Annotated in this window: 7 protein-coding genes; 3 read left to right on the top strand and 4 right to left on the bottom strand. The window is 40.3% G+C overall.

The window, feature by feature from the left end:
• Window positions 1-80: 80 nt before the first annotated feature.
• From BVC89_RS03610 to BVC89_RS03600, 3 genes are all read right to left on the bottom strand, one after another.
• A complete protein-coding gene (locus BVC89_RS03610; RefSeq protein WP_086929896.1) occupies window positions 81-746 on the bottom strand; it encodes a cation diffusion facilitator family transporter in 666 nt (221 codons plus the stop codon).
• A gap of 109 nt (window positions 747-855) precedes the next feature.
• The gene (locus tag BVC89_RS03605; RefSeq protein ID WP_086929895.1) at window positions 856-2,613 is read right to left on the bottom strand and encodes a hypothetical protein; all 1,758 of its coding nucleotides are present in this window, start codon (window positions 2,611-2,613) and stop codon (window positions 856-858) included.
• 300 nt (window positions 2,614-2,913) lie between these two features.
• A complete protein-coding gene (locus tag BVC89_RS03600; RefSeq protein ID WP_103654231.1) occupies window positions 2,914-6,843 on the bottom strand; it encodes an alkaline phosphatase PhoX in 3,930 nt (1,309 codons plus the stop codon).
• Window positions 6,844-7,192: 349 nt separating this feature from the next.
• On the opposite strand from BVC89_RS03600, the gene BVC89_RS03595 reads away from it, so the two are divergent.
• Complete coding sequence (locus BVC89_RS03595; RefSeq protein ID WP_158657767.1) at window positions 7,193-11,578, top strand: response regulator; 4,386 nt, start codon at window positions 7,193-7,195, stop codon at window positions 11,576-11,578.
• A gap of 8 nt (window positions 11,579-11,586) precedes the next feature.
• Here the strand turns inward: BVC89_RS03595 and BVC89_RS03590 are convergent, their stop codons facing one another.
• Window positions 11,587-13,431 (bottom strand): MORN repeat-containing protein, encoded by a 1,845-nt coding sequence (locus tag BVC89_RS03590; protein ID WP_086929892.1) that lies wholly within the window; start codon window positions 13,429-13,431, stop codon window positions 11,587-11,589.
• An 850-nt stretch (window positions 13,432-14,281) separates the two neighbouring features.
• On the opposite strand from BVC89_RS03590, the gene BVC89_RS03585 reads away from it, so the two are divergent.
• Window positions 14,282-14,701, top strand: a complete 420-nt coding sequence (locus tag BVC89_RS03585; RefSeq protein ID WP_086929891.1) for a BLUF domain-containing protein — start codon at window positions 14,282-14,284, stop codon at window positions 14,699-14,701.
• Between the two features lie 64 nt (window positions 14,702-14,765).
• A complete protein-coding gene (locus BVC89_RS03580) occupies window positions 14,766-18,935 on the top strand; it encodes an EAL domain-containing protein (protein WP_086929890.1) in 4,170 nt (1,389 codons plus the stop codon).
• The last annotated feature ends 67 nt before the right edge of the window (window positions 18,936-19,002 follow it).

The following is a 19,002-nucleotide window of genomic DNA, read 5'->3' as shown; positions in this document are numbered from 1 at the left end:
GCAAAAACTGGCCTACATAGGAATGTAATGAAAGTGGCAGCGCACTTAAGATACTTACAAAGGGATGATACGGCAGTCAATTATACAGTGCTTTGGGAACACTCGCTCTTGGCTACAGTTTTGGCCAATGCTTCACTATTAATGAAATCTTTAACCGCAGCCAATAACAACTGCACGCCGGAGAAACCAATAACCATTGCGATAATAATAGCAATAGCACTATCTAGATAAACGCCAAAAACATGGCATACAAGTGAAAGTAGCACGGCTATGGAAGTGAAAACATCAACCAAGCTATGATAGCCATCAGCTTCCAAGGCGGGGGATGATGTATCTCGGCCTGTGCAGATTTTTAAATGAGACATATATGCAACAACAGAGATAACAGCTGTCATACCAATAATACCAAGCCAAATATTAGAAATGGCTTCTTTTTCCTGTTGCGCTTCATTAATAATCTCAAAAGGCAGATAAAGTATTACTACAGCTACCAAAATCGAAAGGCATGATTCTAATCTGTGAGCTACAGCAATGCCTAGTTGACTATTTCTTCTTTCCTGGGAAATTTTAACCACAATACTGCTTAACAGTACCAGAGAAACCAACAGATCAGTAAGAGAATGAAACGCATCAGCAAGAATAACAGAGCTGCCAGTGACTACTGCCAGCAAGAGTTTGACGAATGTCAAAGAAAGATCGGCAGCAATTGCCAGTAGAGATGTTCTAATGCGTTTATCTATTATCATTAATATATACCTGCGCGTCGAGCAGTATGAAGGAGACTTCCCGCTCCTTCAAAAACAATAAAGTATATTGTTTTCAATTTCGTGACATTCATTAACAGCAAGAAGAAATTTAACTCTCAGTTTTGCTCCAGTCTAAGCGCATATCAAAACTACTGCGAAATTTTTTCTCAAGTGGTTCTATTTCAGTATCGATACTTTCAAAAACATTTTTCAAAGGCTTGATATTCGCGTCTCGACCAAAGATAAAGTCTTGGTCTTGCACAATTGTTCGATACGCCTTGTTAAGATCAAGAGCCCGTCTGCGCGAAGGCATAATGAGTTCGTACACGTCTTTTGCTTTGTTAACCGCTGCTAAATCCAATTTACCGTTTGGAAAGTATTTTTCTTGTAATTCATCGTTGCCTCTGAATTCATTACCGCCACCTACTTTCTGTAAGTATGAAGCGATACCTCCCATGGTTTCCCCATAAACAGGTACATCTTGCATACCTCGCAAGTTGATATACCCCCAACCCGCTGCACCGTCGACTTTTCTGGCAAATGCAAAAGTTTGATCTATTGTAGAACCAATGGTGGTATGACACCCCATGCAAAATAAATTTTCCTCATAGACTTGTTGGCGCAAGTGTCCGTCGGCATTTTCAATAAATCCAATAAGATGCCAGCCAAATTTATTATTAAGCCCCTTATCACCAAGGGTAGGATAGCGAGGTAAATTACCTTCCATTTTGTCACGTTGCTCTTCTGCATAAAAATTGCCGAGCATGGATTTTTCATGAAATTCAGTTTTCACCATGTAGCGAACTTCTTTCATTCGCTTTGGCACATAAATATCACCTTTATCATTAACACCGATATATCTCACCGTATGAAGAAAAGAAGTACCCACTGGATATAAGAACGTTGATACTTTCTCATCTGCAGCAGCACCGAAATAACGCGTGGGCCGACGCATTTCACTAACGGCATTTTCCAGTTTATTATCACCATCGATATCAAAACCCAAAGCGACCTCATTCATTGTCGGAATACTAAGGGTTCTAAAATTTTTAATCGCCGCTTCAACAACAGTTAAGTTTAAAACATAGATATTGCGATCATATTTTCCTGCTGCTGTTGTTCTAAACTTTTCAGGGAGCCGAATCATCACATCGTCAGTAGAACCGTTAGTGGGCCAAAATGTACTGGGTAGTGGCATATAGTTAAAAGCAACCCAACCACTACCATCTTTTGCAAATCCATTTTCGTCAAATGCTTGCGCTCCTAATTGCAAATCAGCAAGATCGGGAACCCACCCATTCCAGCCACGCGCAACAAGACTTGGCGCCAATGCTGAGTAATTATCCTGGTTAATATATTCTAAAATTTCGTCATCGGGAATGGCGGCTATACGCTCCGTCCTATCTTCAAATAGATTTTTCCAGTGATTCTTTACACCTACGTCAGAGAAACCGTAGTCACCCTGTAAATCGCCATCGTCCATGCGGTTGGCACGGCCTTCGTTAGCAAAAGTAAATTGATGGCATGTAAGGCAAGGGTTATTTTTCCCTTCCGTCTTGGTGTAGCACTGAGATGGGATGACTGCCTCGACATTATATAGTCTTGATTGACTACTAGAAGAAGAGCTGAGCACAGCTTTTACAAACTTCGCATCTTTTTCTTGCTGAATTTTATTTTGCGTCGCCTGGTCAATATTTTTTTCCGCTGAGACATTTTTCGTATTGGTAACTGTAGTAGAAGATTTAGGTTTAGTATCTTCCACAATATTTGATGTTGTAGATGACTCATTTTTGCCGCAAGCAATTAACGAAAGAGTAATACAAATTGATGCAGAGTAATTAACAAGTAATGAACAAATACGATTCATTCTCACGCCTATTTATTAGAATTAAATATTCTGTCGAATTTTAACAACGGAAAGTGACGAAAAAATGACAAACGAAAAAGAAAGGTATTTGTTTTAAATAACGTTAAAACAACATTTTAACTAGATTTAAGTGACATTTAAAATAGTATGTAGAGAAAAACACAAGGCAAAAAAAAATGGATTGACCAAGCAATCCATTTTTTAATTGACTCGACAACTTTTTATTGAGAGTTAAAAATTATAGAGAGTTAAAGAATGAGCAAGTAAAACCTTGACCCGCCCATTTTTAAATCAAAAAGCTTATTGATCACCAACAGTAGATGATGCAGCCAATGGACCTTCGAAACCAAACAAGGCCACTGAGTTTGAATGCAAGGCTGCTTCAAAATCAACACCAAATGACTGGTTAGCTAAAGTCGTGTTGAAGCCAGTAATACGGATCAAGTCATCGGAGTCGTTACCATCAAACAAGACACTACCACCTGCGTGCTGGATTGAAACATACGCTGTATTGCCGTCTGGAGTGAAAGCAAAACCTGTTGGCTCTGCACCTTGTACAGCGATGGAAAGCATTTTCACACAACCGTCAGTTTTAATATCGCGGTCAGCGCCATCTGGCAAACAAGCCCAAACATCACCATCGCTGCGGTCTTCAATAACATAAAGCACACCTGTACCTGGTTGGAAAGCAACGTTATCAGGCGCAGCAAAGTCGCCATCACCTTCAACAAAACGGTTAACAACAACAGTACGCTCATCAGCAGTTGCCATTAGAGGGTTGGCATCAACACCACAAATAATTTCACCACCGTTTTCAACACTTGGGTTACCGGTATTTGCCCAGCAGAAACGAACAGCGTCTGGCGTTGGCGCAGCGGCAACATAACTTGGGTCAAGATGTAAGTCTTCAGGACGGTAGTAACCGGTAGCGCCTTTATCATTAGCATCAACACGCGCATTGTTAGGGTCGATTTCAAGCCAAGCAGCGTTACCAACTTCACAACCTTGACCTGCTTGTTGGCGACTGTCACGGCAACTTACTTGCATCGCATAAGTGCTACCGCTAACCAGAGGAGAGTCAGCTAAATCGCTAATTGTTGTGCTAGCAGTGCGTGGCGTACTAGGAATAAATTTGAAGATTGCACCACCGTTAGTATCTCGGTTAATAAGCAATTCAGAACCATCACTGTTGTCATCAACACGACGACCATTGGGTAAGAAGTATTGCTCGTATGAACCAGGACGCAGTTCATCACCGCCGACAACCACACCACTGTCAAGTACGATTAAACCTTCCCAAGCCATAGTAGCAAGTGCTGTACGCTTGATCACAAGGTTAGTAGCATCAGGTGAAGTAGGAGCCGCTTCTGTCCCAGTGAATACACCATTGTTATCACCTTGTACAATTAAGGCGGCCTCACCTGGACCACCACGATTTGCCACCACTACGTTGGTGGTCGTTAATGGATTTAGGATCTCATAGGTTGCACCATCACCCGCTTCTTCAGTCGCTAGGATTGTGCCCCAAGGAGTTGTGCGAATACCATCACAACGAGTCATACCGCGCAAAATAGTTTCGATAGTTCCGTCACTAAGGTTAACACGCTGTACACTTGGCTTAAATTTATTGGCAGTGCCATCGTCAACTAAACCGCGAGATTCTTCAATACAGCCAATCATATGAGTTGGGTTATTACCAGCAGGATAAAAGCTGTGTTGATCCCACCACTCAGAAGCGGTACGTGTAAGGAAAGTTGCGCTTAGGCCATCAGCTAAATCAAGGTAAGCAGAAGCATCGCCACCATTACCAAAAGCATTAGCAGGAGAAGTATCGATACCAACAATGCCTTCGATCTCACCTTCACGGTCAATGGTGTCCGCGTTAGACGCAATTAAAGGAGCGCCGAAGCCATAAACATTCATGGAATCTGCACCAGCCATAGTGGTTCGATTACCAGCAGTTTCTGTAGGAGTCGCAAAGCCTGTAATATGCACGATGTCGTCTGTGCGGAAGTCGTCGACTAAATCGAAGGCGTCATCACGCGAATGCTGAATAGAAACCCATGCTTCTGTACCCTCGTTATTAAAACCAAAACCTGAAGGCTCAGCGGAAGTGTCATTTAATGATAAAATACGCACACAACCATCCGACGTCAGACCTTGGTCGTCGCCATCTGGCAAACACGCCCAAATATCACCGTGAGCGTTATCTTCAACTACATACAAAATACCAGTATTAGGTTGGAACGCTAGGTTGTCTGGTGCATTTAATTCGCTGTCACCTTCGATAAAACGATAGATAGTGACATCGTGATCAGTAAAGTCTCCATCGGCCTCAGCTGGGTCAGTATCGATACCGCACATAACCTCACCCCAGTGTTGAGCACCTCGATTACCAGTATTAGCCCAGCAAAAGCGAATGGCGTTAGCGTTGTCGACATTGCTATAAGTTGGATCGATATGCATATCTTCTGGACGATAGTAACCCGTTGCGCCAGCGATGTTTGCATCTGTACGTGCAGTAGCAGGGTTTACGGATACCCAAGCAGCTTCACCCACTTCACAACCTTGACCAAATTGAGAGCTGCTACATTTTACTTGCATCGCCCAAGTGGAACCGGCGACGAGAGGCGACTCAGAAAGAGCACTAATTGAAGTGGCAGTGTTTAAAGTACTAGGTACAAATTTAAAAATTGCACCGCCGTCAGTAACACCACCAAAGCTTACACTTTGACCTGCGTTATCTAACATTAATTCATAACTACCAGGACGCAGCTCATCACCGCCAATCACAACACCGTTAGCAAGAACAACCAGACCTTCCCAAGCCATGGTAGGTAATGCTGTGCGCTTGATGGCTAAATCTGAAGGAGCGCCAGCGGCATCGACAATAGTTGCTGCCTCCCCTGCTGCACCGCGATTAGTGATGGTTAAGTTGGTAGTCGTTAGTGGGTTAAGAATTTCGTAAGCAGCCCCATCACCCGTTTCTTCAGTAGCAAGGATGGTTCCCCAAGGCGTAGTACGTAAACCGTCACAACGAGCCATACCACGGATGATAGTTTCAACAGAACCATCCGCAAGAGAAACACGCTGAACACCAGGATTCATTTTTCCAGTGTCGCTATTAATAACTTCAGAACCATTTTCGATACACCAAATTTGGTGAGTAGGATTTTCACTTGGATACCAAGCAAATTGATCCGCATGGTGACCAATGGTGCGAGTTAAGAAATCAGCACTAAGACCCGATGCTAATTTTAGATGTTTATCTGCAGCGTGAACTGGACTGCGAACGGAAGTATCTGCACTAATATCCGTAACACCCGCATCGATGACTTCATCAATGTTATCAATGTTGGCAATAGCTGTTGTCTGCTCGGTACTTAATGTGATCGTTGCTGGCGCAACACCATCGATTACACCATCAGCAGCATCAGCAGCCAAAACAAAAAGTGTTTGTTCGCGATCCAAGCCAAGTAAAGCATCAGCATCACGTACAAATTGACCAACTCTAGTAGCAGCTGTTTCTAGCAATGCCGTGTCTAATCCAGAAATAGGGTCAGAACCCTCTGGTAGCTCATCTGTAGTTGCAACAACATTAGCCGATAGACTTGTCACTAGACTAGCAATTTCTGTATCGGCAATCACAGTGCCATCACCGTCAGGATCAAGAGAGTTACGTACCAGCTGAGCAATCATGGTTGACTGTGGCGTAATATTCACAGTTTGATTAGTCCCAGCGCTGCTCGCCATAGCGACAGATTCCATATCAAAAGGCTCGTCCATAAATGTCATATCTTGAGCACCAGCACTATCGAACACAAAGAAGATAGGTTGGCCTGCGTACTGAGCAGGAATATCTACTTTAAATAGATTGCCGTCGGCCGGATTACGATCAATCATCGCAATTGGGTTTTGCGCTTCCAATTCAGCTGCACGATCTGCCGCAGCATTAGCAGCAGTCACTGCTGCATCAACTTGGGCGGCAGTATAAACAAATATTTTACCTCCCATAACAGGACCGTCGAGTACTACACCCGCTGCATTTATCGCAGCGCTCACCCCGTCAGTTCCATTAGTGCCGTCAGTACCGTTGGTACCATTAGTACCATTGGTGCCGTTAGTACCATTACTTCCATCATCACCGCTACACGCCGCCAGCGCTAGCACTGGCACGGTAACGAGCAAAGTCTTGCGAATTGATTCACTCAACGGACCTAATATAGCCATGTTCGCCTCTCTATTTATTGATTTCGCTATCACAAAGGGAATTGTTTGGTGTGGCAGGCTACTGTCGTTCAATGAACGCAAGAAGAATGTTTTTTTAACTTTAGATTACAGTTATATGAAAATATTAATATATATCGTTTTAATAGTGCCAAATTATTGACTAGGCACAAATTAACACATTAAAACCTATCCTTTGCGTCAAGAATTTTAATTATAGCAGTCGCTTTTTTCATCTTGACCACTTGTCAATTATTTATAGGGCAAATCCTTAGTTTACTATCTAAGCTTATTAATTAACTGGTTCTGGTTTTTGTTAGATAGAGGTTAATTAGAGTTGAGCTCAAAGCAAGTGAATACATCAAAAGCGCCAGGATCTATTGCCAATACTTTAAAGTTTTGGTTCTTATTTTTCAGTCTAGTGCCATTGACCATATTTGCTCTAATAAGCTACCAACAGACTAAATCAGATGTTTATCATCTAGCTGATCAAAAATTGCGAAATACATCTGTGCTTGCCGCACGCTTTGTAAGAAATTGGTTCGAATATCGTATGTTCGATATTATTAACCAATCAGATTCCCACAATAACCGCGCTATGCTGCAGCAGCTAAAGAGCCGCTTAAAACAAAGTAATTTGACACCAATAGAATTTGTACAAACGGATATATGGCGTAGCATCGTACGAACACCTCATCGTGAGCTACAACGTCTTATAAAGCAATACGATTACATCGAGAATTTATATTTAATTGACATCGATGGAAACGTTTTATATAGCGAGCTACCAAGCCCCAAGTTAGGTGCTAATTTATTGATTGATGATATTGGCAACATCGGGATTGCCGATAACATAAAACAAGCAATTGAATTAGATAGCATTCAATTTTCTAATAAAACCCTATATGAGAAAGACAAAAACAAAATTACGGGTTTTATGGTCGCGCCTATGCATGTGGATGACAAAATACATAACGATGGCGGGATTATTGGCACTTTTGTAATGCAAATTAGATTTGATCGTATAATCAATGCATTAATTGTCAATACTGGCTCAAGCCTTACTCACTACCTAGTTGGCGATGATGCTTATCTTCGCAGCGCCTATAAAAATAGTCCTGGGGAACTATTAAAACAAACTATTACTACAAAACCAATTTTGCAATGGCTCAGATTACCAGCATCTGAGCGTAAAAATATGAGTAATGACGCTAGCCATTATAAAGGCCCACAAGGCAATCAAGTAATTGGCATCATCAATACTATCCAAATTGCGAATATTAATTGGGCCCTGGTAAGCGAAATCGATGAAGATGAGGCCATGCAGGCACTCAGTTCTATTGCAATGACGACGCTTATGTTAGAGCTGTTAACAATCTTCACCGTCATTATATTTACTCAGATATTAATTTCAAAAATCACCCGCCCCATACTAAATTTGCGAGACGCCATGTTAGATATCGCCCATGGAGGAAAAAAGCAGGAAGTGTCAGTGGAGACAGATAATGAAATAAATACGCTAGCTCAAGCATTCAATCACTTGTTAACTAATAAAAGAGAATATGAACAAACTCTATTAGAAAATACGCGAAAAATCGAACTTATTCTGGATAGTACTGCAGCAGGAACCTGGGACTGGTCTGTACAGACCCAGGAAATATCACTAAGTGAACAGTGGGCTGAATTAATAGGCTATGAGTTATCAGAATTAGGGCTGATAACTACTGATACATGGATGCAACTCATGCATCCCGACGACAGAAAATACTCTGACCAGGCAATGTATGAACATTGGAATAAAAAAACCGACCGTTACTTTTTTGAATCTCGTGTACAGCATAAGAATGGTAGCTGGATATGGGTACTCGATACAGGTCAAGTAGTAGAGTGGCACTCTGACGGTAAACCCAAACGGATGGTGGGCACTCGCATAGATATTAATGATAGAAAAATTGCTGAGCAGCAATTAAAAAGACTTTCACGTATCGCCAGTGAGTCAACCAATGGCATACTCATTACTAATACCGAAGGATTAATCGATTGGATTAACGAAGGTTTTACACGTCTATCTGGCTACAGTTTTGAAGATGTTAAAAATAAAACACCTGACCAGATTCTGCACGGTTCACAAACGCCAATTGACGCTTCGGAAAAAATAAAATCCGCGATGAATCATCTACAACAATTTGATGTAGAAACTATTTATTATCGAAAGAATGGGCAACCTTATTGGGTAAGCCTCAGTGGCAACCCATTACTTGATGACCATAGTAAATTAGAAGGGTTTATTTTTGTCGCTACCGATATCAACGATCAAAAAATTGCTTCTTTAAAGCTCGCACAACAACAAGATATGCTTGAACAGATGAGCTTGCTAGGGTCGATTGGTGCATGGGAAGTAGATTTGCAGAATAATAAAATTTACTGGTCTTCAATGACGAAAAAAATTCATGAAGTGCCAGAGGACTATCAACCAGAGCTGGCTTCAGCGATTAACTTTTATAAAGAAGGTGAGTCCCGCGAAGAAATTACTCGGCTCGTTCAGCAGGGGATAGAAAAAGGTACACCGTGGAATATTGAGCTGCCAATGATCACCGCAAAAGGAAGAGAGATATGGGTGGCGGCTTCAGGTAAGGGTGATTTTCATAATGGTAAAAATGTTAGGTTATTTGGCTCATTTCAAGATATTACCGACAGAAAAAAAATTGAGAACGATATAATACAAGCCAAAAATAAAGCTGAAGCAGCCACCGAAGCAAAAAATCAATTTCTGGCTACAATGAGTCATGAAATACGCACACCAATGAATGGCGTTATCGGGATGCTGAATCTTGTTGCACGCAGTAAACTTAATGAAAAACAACAGCGCCAAATTGATATTGCCAAATCAAGTGCAGATTCTCTATTAGCTATTATCAATGATATTTTAGACTTCTCTAAAGTAGAAGCCGGGGAAATGCACCTTGAGCTACTTAATTTCGATTTATATACCCATATCAGTGACTTTACCGAGTCGATGGCTCTAAAAACAGAAGAAAAAGATATCGAACTTATTCTAGATATGACGGCAATCACCAACCCGTGGCTAAAAGGGGACCCAGGACGTCTACGCCAAATTTTTACCAACCTTGTGAGCAATGCAATTAAATTCACAGAAAGCGGTGAAATTATTATCACATGTCGTATTGAGAACGATGGCGAAAAATATGTTTTTCATGGCTCAGTAAGCGATACAGGCATTGGAATTCCTGACGAGAAAAGAGCACTATTGTTTGATGCTTTTACCCAAGTTGATGCATCGACAACGCGGGAGTTTGGCGGTACAGGGCTTGGATTAGCTATTGTAAAAAAACTCTGCAGACTTATGGATGGCAATATCAGTTTAGAGGAAGGCCGAGAAAAAGGCAGCTGCTTTAACTTTTCAGTGTCTATGGAGAAAAGTCTCGATAGTGATAATAATGTTACATCGCCTCAAATTAACGGATTAAGTATTTTAATCATTGATAAGAACCTTACAAACTGTAAATTATTAAAACGACAACTCACATTATGGGGAGCAGAGGTTGTCTACGCAGTCGATAGTGGTTATGCTATTGAGGTGTGTCAATTACGTGAAAGCAAGCCATTTGATCTCATTTTTATCGAGATTAAATTGTTCGCTTCCTTGGGTGTAGAATTAAAACACAAGCTGCAAACAGCAAATAATTCAGACAAAACGCGCTTTATTGAGATGAACTATTTTAATAGGCATAGCAGTAATAACAAATTCCATGAAGATAGCTTTGATGATTATCTAACAAAACCTGTTACACCTAAAGATCTACATAAACTTTTTGCAAATGAACAGAATCGTCAACCTGGGGCTTCGGTAAAAAAACAAGTAGAAGTCATACCAGAAAGCGATTTATCTGACGATATACCAGTAGAAAATAAAGAGCCAAGTAAACCCACCGACAGCAAACGTGTATTAGTAGTTGACGATAACCCTATTAATCAAGAAGTCGCGTGCAATTTACTCGAGGCGTTGCAGGTCAGTACGCATGTTGCTTCCGGCGGTTTAGAGGCGATCGAAGAATTACAAGCAAGCGTATCGAAGCAAGCATACAAACTCGTGTTAATGGACTGCCAAATGCCAGGGATGGACGGTTATGAAGCTACACGACAAATACGCCAGGGAAAAGCTGGAGCATCAAATGCAGATATAGCGATTATCGCAGTTACTGCCAATGCAATGAAAGGCGATAAAGAGAAGTGTTTACAAGCAGGTATGAATGATTACATCAGTAAACCATTAGACCCTGAAATATTAGAAACAAAACTAAAACAGGTGCTTTTCAAGCAAGTAGCATTCGACGCGGTGAAAACTGAAGATGCCTCGTTGCCAACACAAAATATTAGCAGTGCTTGGGACTACGATAGTCTGCTAAAAAGAGTACGAGGAAAAGAAGAAAGAGTAAAACGCTTAGTGGAGATGTTTATGAGCGATATGCCATCGCGTATTAATGAGCTAACCAGTATGTGTAAAGAAAGCCAATTCAAAGAGATCGGCGATATTGCTCATACGATTAAAGGAGTTTCAGGTAATCTGGGAGCAACGGCTCTACATCAGGTGATGGCGGAGTTCGAAAGCGCTGCTAAAATCGGGGACCAGAACAAAATATCGGAACTCATGCCAAGCTTAGTGAACAACTATAATCAGTTAGAATCTCGCCTCAATGATTACCTAGGGAGCCTTTAAATAACCCTTTATTTAGACTTACAAGGGCCGGGATATTGCTCGCCCGTTGCCATTGTGCAATCCCCGTTCGCAGTCATACTACCGTTCTCAAAAATGCCTTCGTAGAGATTACCCTGAGCACTGGTGTAAATACCGATACCATGAAACTTACCTTGGCTATATTCACCCTCATAGCGAGCACCGTTAGGCCAGGTCATAATGCCGCGCCCATGCTCTAAGCCATCTGAAAAATTACCATCATAAACTGCACCAGACGCATGAACGAGTTTGCCTTTACCATGCCTTTTGCCCTCCTTCCAAGCACCTTCATAGCGGTTGCCCGACACCCACGTATAAATACCTTGCCCATGTCTAATGCCGTCTTTACACTCGCCTTCGTAAACGCTGCCATCGGAAGATTTCAGAGTACAAACTTCAGCTGTATTTTGTTTGTTGCCGCCAGAGAACAGGGAAGAGATACTCAAGTCGATATCAAACGCGATGGTCGCAATATAAATACAAATGATGAATAGCAACCAACAGAAGATCGCAATGGGGACCACATAGATCAACTTCGCAGTTAGACTCAAAGGCTCCTGGGAAGAAGTAGTAAAGCTGCTCTTAGCTTTTAGCTTAGAAAGAAAATTTTTATTCTTACCCGGCGCTGAGCTATTATCATCCGCACTTGATATCTGGCTTGCTTGATCCGGATTATCGAATTCGGCCAGAGCATTGGTCATATCTTCGGAGCCAGAGCCATTACTCGCTTGCGCGGTATCTACTTCATCAATAATTTTAGACTCTTGCGTCTTAGCAAGAACACGCTGGGCTCTTTGGCCCTTTACTACCGAATGATTCTCTAATGCCTGCTCTAGATTGAGCGCTCTATCGGCTGGGCTTAAGCTATCAGTGCTTATGTCATCGCTGCTGCCCTCAAGCGCTATCGCCTCTTCTTTAACATTATTATCTTCAGGCTCATGATTGGATGAATCATTGGCAACTAGCGCGATAGTAACAGGCTTTTGGTTAGATGGATGTGCAGGACTTACACTGCGATGAGTTTTTGCATCATCGATGATAGCATCAGAGTCGCGTTCAGCATCGAGTATCCCGTAACTACCACCATCGACAACAGCCTCAACTACAAAGCCTGCGATCGAATCCTCTGAGATGGTTTTAAGACGGCCAATTGGTGAGCGATAAGCCACAAGCACGGTGGCTCCCGTCGCCATTGGCTCTGATAGTTCAAGATGTATTTCCGGTGAAGATTTGGAGCGAGGCTTCACATACTTAACAGAAGTAATCTTCAGCCAGCGATCTTCTAGTTCAGCTCTAAACTCATTGGGATTAAGGGGGATTGCAGTACTCAGTTCATGCCCAAACCCTAATTCAATACGAAACTCCGTAGCGCAAACCACATAAGCATTAGCATCTTGCCGAGCATTAACAGTTTCTTCATCAGCTACAGAGTCGCCAGGTGCATCAAAGCTTACCTTCAAGCGAAGGCCCGGCTCCAGAGCATCCACAGGCTTGGTATAAATTTTTTCGTCGAAGGCTTCTATGGAGTCACCAAGCCCCTCTGTACACATTAGCCATTGGGTAGGTCGATATTTAATCCCATAGTTTGTATCAGTTGATATAGGCTTTTCTAGAAGGAGAGCCAAGATTGAGCTATTTCCTATATGCTCTATCTTAAGGGATAGAACACCAACCTGCGACTGATTCGTAACAAGTGTTAAATCAGCGGGTAGTGGTGGTAGATCTGCATCAAGTTTCGCATTTAAAAATAGGTACAAGCGATCACCATCGGCAAACGCAGATGAAATATGACCATTATTACCTTGTACACCATCAATATTGGGAGCGATAATCATTTCTCTATATATTTCTTGTTGCAGCCTGTTTCCACAGTTTATTTCTTAATCTATCTTATGAGTGCCTCTGATCGAAATCAAGATGACTCTTGAAAATCCTATAAAATCAATAAGTTAAGCTCATAAAGTATCATTTTTACCCATTCAATGTCTAATCGTGACACACCTCACAGCCATCAGCTTATGACACAAGCCAAGGTATACCTTAGCAAAAATACCACCTCAAAATAAGAAAACATTTAGACTCTACGTTTATTTTTTTGCACTTTTTTGTGTCACCAAAAGTCGTTTTGGCACAAATATAGTCATAATAGGACAGGTGGAGTGCATTCTTTGCTCAGCTCCTGGCATAGATAAACTTTTAACTCAGAGTTAAGTTGATTGTCGCGACACCGCGTAAAGTCATATTACACTGAAGGTTAACTGGCACACAAAACAGCAAACTTGTTTACATTGGAAATTAATTTTAGGTGTCGACTTTTCTACATACACGACAAAGATTACTTAATCTAGTGAAAAAAACGATAATCCCTACAAAATGAGCTACACTTCTAAAATGGCGAATGCTTTAGCTGTAAATGATTTACTAAAAAATTAAAGGTTATTTAAATATCTTTTTTAAGTATGATTCTCGTAAGCTGGAATATTAAGTCGTTAGTATTTCATTTTTGCTTGAAGTTTAAATAATCAAAAAGGTTACTCAATACGTATAAATGGTTGCTTTTATCGGTAGAGAAATTGTCTGTAAAAACGTCTAGTAAGATATTAAGGATAAAAATATCAATAGCTATTAATTTTTACATTCTCAATTCAAATAATCGTTACCTATTACTAAAAAGGATGTAATATTTTGCTAAGTACAATTGTTTATGTTTCTCGCTCCATAAAATTAATGGATAGTGATGAATTGGCTGAAATATTGAATGTTGCTCGCTCTTTTAATAGTGCCAATGATATTACTGGCTTACTTCTTTACAAAGATCAATCCTTTATTCAAGTAATAGAAGGGGATATAAAAACATTAGAAGCTTTATATGCACGCATTAATGATGATGATCGCCACTTCCGTATTCGCACCTTAGTTAAAGAGCCCATATCGGAAAGAAAATTCCCCGATTGGTCGATGGGCTTTCAAAACATAAATAAAATTGATATAAATAGCTTACCTGGCTTCTCCCAGTTTATGAGCCCAGAGTTCTCACAAGACAACCTTGAGATGCATGCAAATAGGGTTACTGAGCTGCTCTATTATTTCCGCGCGAGAAGTTGATTTGACATGTCACAGCATCGTTTTCTTAACAGATAATTTTTGCACCATATAAAGCGGAGAGGTTATGAGTGAAAAAGATTATTATGTTGTAGGTTTGGGCTCTTCTGCTGGTGGACTAGAAGCTTATCAGCATCTTTTACCAAAGTTAGGGAAAACCAATATATGCTATATTATTTGTCAACATCTATCTCCCCATTATAAAAGTATGTTATCCGAGATTCTTTCTCGCAGTACTTCCATGGAGGTAATTGAGTTAATTAATGGTCAAGAACTTTCCCCCGGTAAAATTTTTATTACGCCGCCTAATTCCAATGTAGAAATTTGCGAGGGCAAAGTTACCCTCTCGAAACCTAATACAGATGCAATGCCGAAGCCAAATATAAATCGCTTTCTGACATCATTAGGGCAACATTATAAAGATAGAACCATAGGTGTTATATTATCAGGCTCAGGTAGTGACGGTGCGATGGGAATGGCTTCATTACATGCCAGTGGTGGATTTACAGCAGTACAAACACCTCATACCAGTAGCTATGACAGTATGCCTAAATTCGCTATCCAAAGTAATCATATAGACTTTGTTGGCAGTCCTGAGGAAATTGCCGAATGTATTAATAACTATGTGTTGTCGGATAAAGATAGTTATCAAGAGAGAATTAAACCCACAGTATATACAGCAATAAATCAGTATGTTTTTTCTTGCACTGGTATTGATTTTTCACAATATCGATCTAGCACCATGTCTCGAAGAATTGCTCGGCGCATGTCTATTTGTCGCATCAATGAAATATTAGAATACTTTGAATATTTGAAGAAGAATGATAATGAGCTATCCATGTTTGTACAGGATGCCTTTATCCATGTTAGTGAATTCTTTCGAGACCCACAAGCATTTGATGAAGTAAAAAAAACTATAAGCAAATACCTCGAAGAACTGAGTGATTCTACCGAGTTTAGAATATGGGTACCCGGCTGTGCTACAGGTGAAGAAGCCTACACATTAGCCATTATTGTAGATGACTTAATTCGCAAGAACGACCTTGCTATCCATTACAAGGTTTTTGCAACCGACATTGCCGAAAAGGCAATTGATCATGCTCGCATGGGCCGCTACAACTTAGATTTGTGTGTCAATATCCCAAAAGAATATAGGGAAAGATATTTTGATGCTACAGAAGACCAACTAATAACGAGAAGAGTCATTCGTGACAATGTTGTTTTTTCAACACACAACTTAATTATTGATCCACCTTTTTCCAAATTACATATGGTCTCATGTAGGAATTTGCTTATTTATTTAAATAATGCACTACAAGATGACATTATCAATGTGTTTAATTATGCATTAGAAAACAAAGGCATATTATTTTTAGGCAACTCTGAAAACGTACAAGATGTAAAGGCATTTTCAACTATAAACGAGAAACTTCGGATATACCGAAAAAAAATGGACAATGCCCATTCATTAAACGCTATAAAATTTCGTCCTTTAATACAAGATAAAAAAATTCAACCAATTGAAAACAAAAGATTTAGTATTGAAAAAGAATTACATAAATTACTGATTGAACAACATGCCCCCATTGGGGTCGTGATAGATGAGAAAAGTAATATTATCTACAGCTCACGTAAAATGACAGGAATGCTGGTAGAGCAAGAGGGCTACTTTAATCAAAATATTATTGAACAAACACCAGTAGAATATCGGTCTGAAATGAGAGCACTTATTTATAAGGCTCGCCGAGCAGATAAACAAGCTCATAAAATTGGCAAACAGGTAACGATTAATAATAAGTCTTATTTTCTAAAGATACTTATTGAACATTTTCATGAAGAGCGCCCGGACTGGTTAGTCGCCATATTAACTTTACAAGAAAACAACTCTGGTGTACCCCATTCTAAACATGATGGGGAAAAAGAAGATGGTTCACTAGTTGTTGATCTGGAGCAAGAATTATCAGCCACCCGCGAAAACTTACAAACAGTGGTTGAAGAGCTGGAAACAGCCAATGAACAACTACAAATTTACAATGAAGAATTACAATCTTCCAACGAAGAGTTTCAAAGTACCAATGAAGAACTGCAAACGGTTAATGAAGAGCTACAATCGACCAACGAAGAATTAATAACCGTAAATGATGAGCTCTCCGAAAAAAGCCTAGAACAAGAACGTTTAACAACAGACATTTTTAACATACAAGAATCTCTAGATGTTCCCCTTTTTCTGCTAGATCATGAATTCCGCATATTACGTTTTACTAAACGTTGCTCGGTGCTTGTAGATACCAGCCGCCTGCGCATCAATGACATATTTTTCTCTATTCCCTGGCTACATGATATGCCTGATATCAAAAAGCTATTTGAGGAAATGGTAAATGATGTCTTGGTGCGAACAGAAGAAATTTTAATTGGTAATTCAGTGTACCGCTGTACTATATCTCCTTATAAGGGAGCAGAAGATTTACCCAATGGTACAGTGGTAGTTTTCTACGACATAACCAACCTAAAGAATATACAAACTGAATTAGCGTTAGAAAAAGACATTGCCAACATGACACTTGCTTCTCTGTCTGAAGGAGTTATGCGAATTAATGATGATTATTGTATTGATTATCTAAATGTTGCTACAGAAGGATTATTAAAATGGAGCGCAGATGAGTGTCTAGGTAAAAAAGTTAGCAGCTATCTACAACTGTTTGAAAGCAATAAACTGGTGGATCTTAAAAATCTTATTGAAAAATGCGTGGCAGAAAAGAGAGTATTTTCACCGACAGATAAAATTTACATTCTCAAAACACGCTACGGTGAAGAGAGAAAGATTGAACTTACGATAAGCCCTGTCGCAGTGGGAATGGCTAATTACTCCACTCGAGCAACACTGACATTAAAAGATGTAACAGAACAACAGAAGCACTTAGGGCAATTATTATGGAGCAGCAAGCATGATTCACTAACAGGCTTAGTCAATCGAAAAGAAGTGGAAAGCCGTATACTGCATGCTATTAAAAGTGCCAAAGAGAATAATGTTGAATCAACTTTAATGTACTTGGACTTAGACCAGTTTAAGGTGGTTAATGATACCTGCGGCCATATGGCAGGTGATCAACTACTAAAGCAAGTATCACAATTAATTGAAAATAATATTCGTTCTCGCGATACCTTGGCCCGCTTAGGCGGCGATGAATTTGCCATTCTTCTCGATAATTGCAAAATTATAAAAGCTGAGAGACTGGCTAAAAAGATTTTGGAAAGCATTAGTGGCTATACATTCGCCTGGGAGTCAAGACTTTTTAAAATAGGCGTAAGTATCGGTATAGTTGCCATTACTCCCGAGACTAACTCAGTAAGTTCTGTATTAAGTAATTCGGACGCAGCTTGTTATTCAGCAAAAGAAGGCGGAAGAAATAGAATTGAGATTCATGATAGCGATAACGATTTGTTGGAAATGCAACAATCTCAAATGAATGTTATTTCAGACATTACTGATGCTCTTGAGAATGACGGCTTCCGTTTGTATTTTCAGAAAATAGAGTCCCTGGATGAAAATCACTCAAATGTATGGGAAGCCCTTGTGCGTATGTTCAACAAACAAGGTGAGTTCCTGCTACCAAGTAAATTTTTACCCGCAGCCGAAAGATTCGGTAGTATACAGCGCATCGACCGTTGGGTTTTAGAGCAAGTAGTGCATGTATTTGGTACATATTTTGACAAGAGTAACCTACCCACAATTAACGTCAATATGTCTGCCAATACAGTGGTTGATGAAAGTTATCTCGTCTTTGTACGTCAACTCATAGAAGATGAAAAAATTATTCCTGAGCATATTTGCTTTGAGTTAACCGAAACCGCAGCCATGGCAAACTATGTGCGAGCAAAAAATTTCGTTGATGAAGTGAGGCGCCTTGGCTGCAAAGTTGCACTCGACGATTTTGGTACCGGTACAAGTTCCTTGGCATATCTGCGAGAGCTAGGTGTCACGACTGTTAAAATTGATGGAATGTTTGCGACGAGCCTCGGCACAGATGATATCGACCAAACGATTGTCGAAGCAGTCACTAAAGTAGCGCACAAACTTGGAATGAAAGTTGTAGTTGAGTGCATCGAGTCCGAAGAACAAATTCAGGCCTTAAAAAAGCTAGAAGTAGATTATGCTCAGGGCTACATTATTACCAAACCAGTGCCTCTTGAAGAGTTTGTTTCCATATGTCGCAATTCAAAGGCTATTGCAAGTTAATAGGCCCTGTCGAAATAATTCAATCGAAAGACATGTCAATAAAACCGAATCAGATATGGTTACGTAT

Source organism: Agarilytica rhodophyticola (assembly GCF_002157225.2).
In the GTDB taxonomy this organism is placed as follows: Bacteria; Pseudomonadota; Gammaproteobacteria; order Pseudomonadales; family Cellvibrionaceae; genus Agarilytica; species Agarilytica rhodophyticola.
The sequence above is the reverse complement of the archived record's forward strand: the minus strand, read 5'-3'. Positions and strand labels throughout refer to the sequence as shown.

What these genes read in the sequence shown, in the direction of transcription:
- BVC89_RS03610 (WP_086929896.1), bottom strand. Translation starts at nt 746, where the DNA reads ATGATAATAGATAAACGCATTAGAACATCTCTACTGGCAATTGCTGCC.
- BVC89_RS03605 (WP_086929895.1), bottom strand. Translation starts at nt 2,613, where the DNA reads ATGAATCGTATTTGTTCATTACTTGTTAATTACTCTGCATCAATTTGT.
- BVC89_RS03600 (WP_103654231.1), bottom strand. Translation starts at nt 6,843, where the DNA reads ATGGCTATATTAGGTCCGTTGAGTGAATCAATTCGCAAGACTTTGCTC.
- BVC89_RS03590 (WP_086929892.1), bottom strand. Translation starts at nt 13,431, where the DNA reads ATGATTATCGCTCCCAATATTGATGGTGTACAAGGTAATAATGGTCAT.
- BVC89_RS03580 (WP_086929890.1), top strand. Translation starts at nt 14,766, where the DNA reads ATGAGTGAAAAAGATTATTATGTTGTAGGTTTGGGCTCTTCTGCTGGT.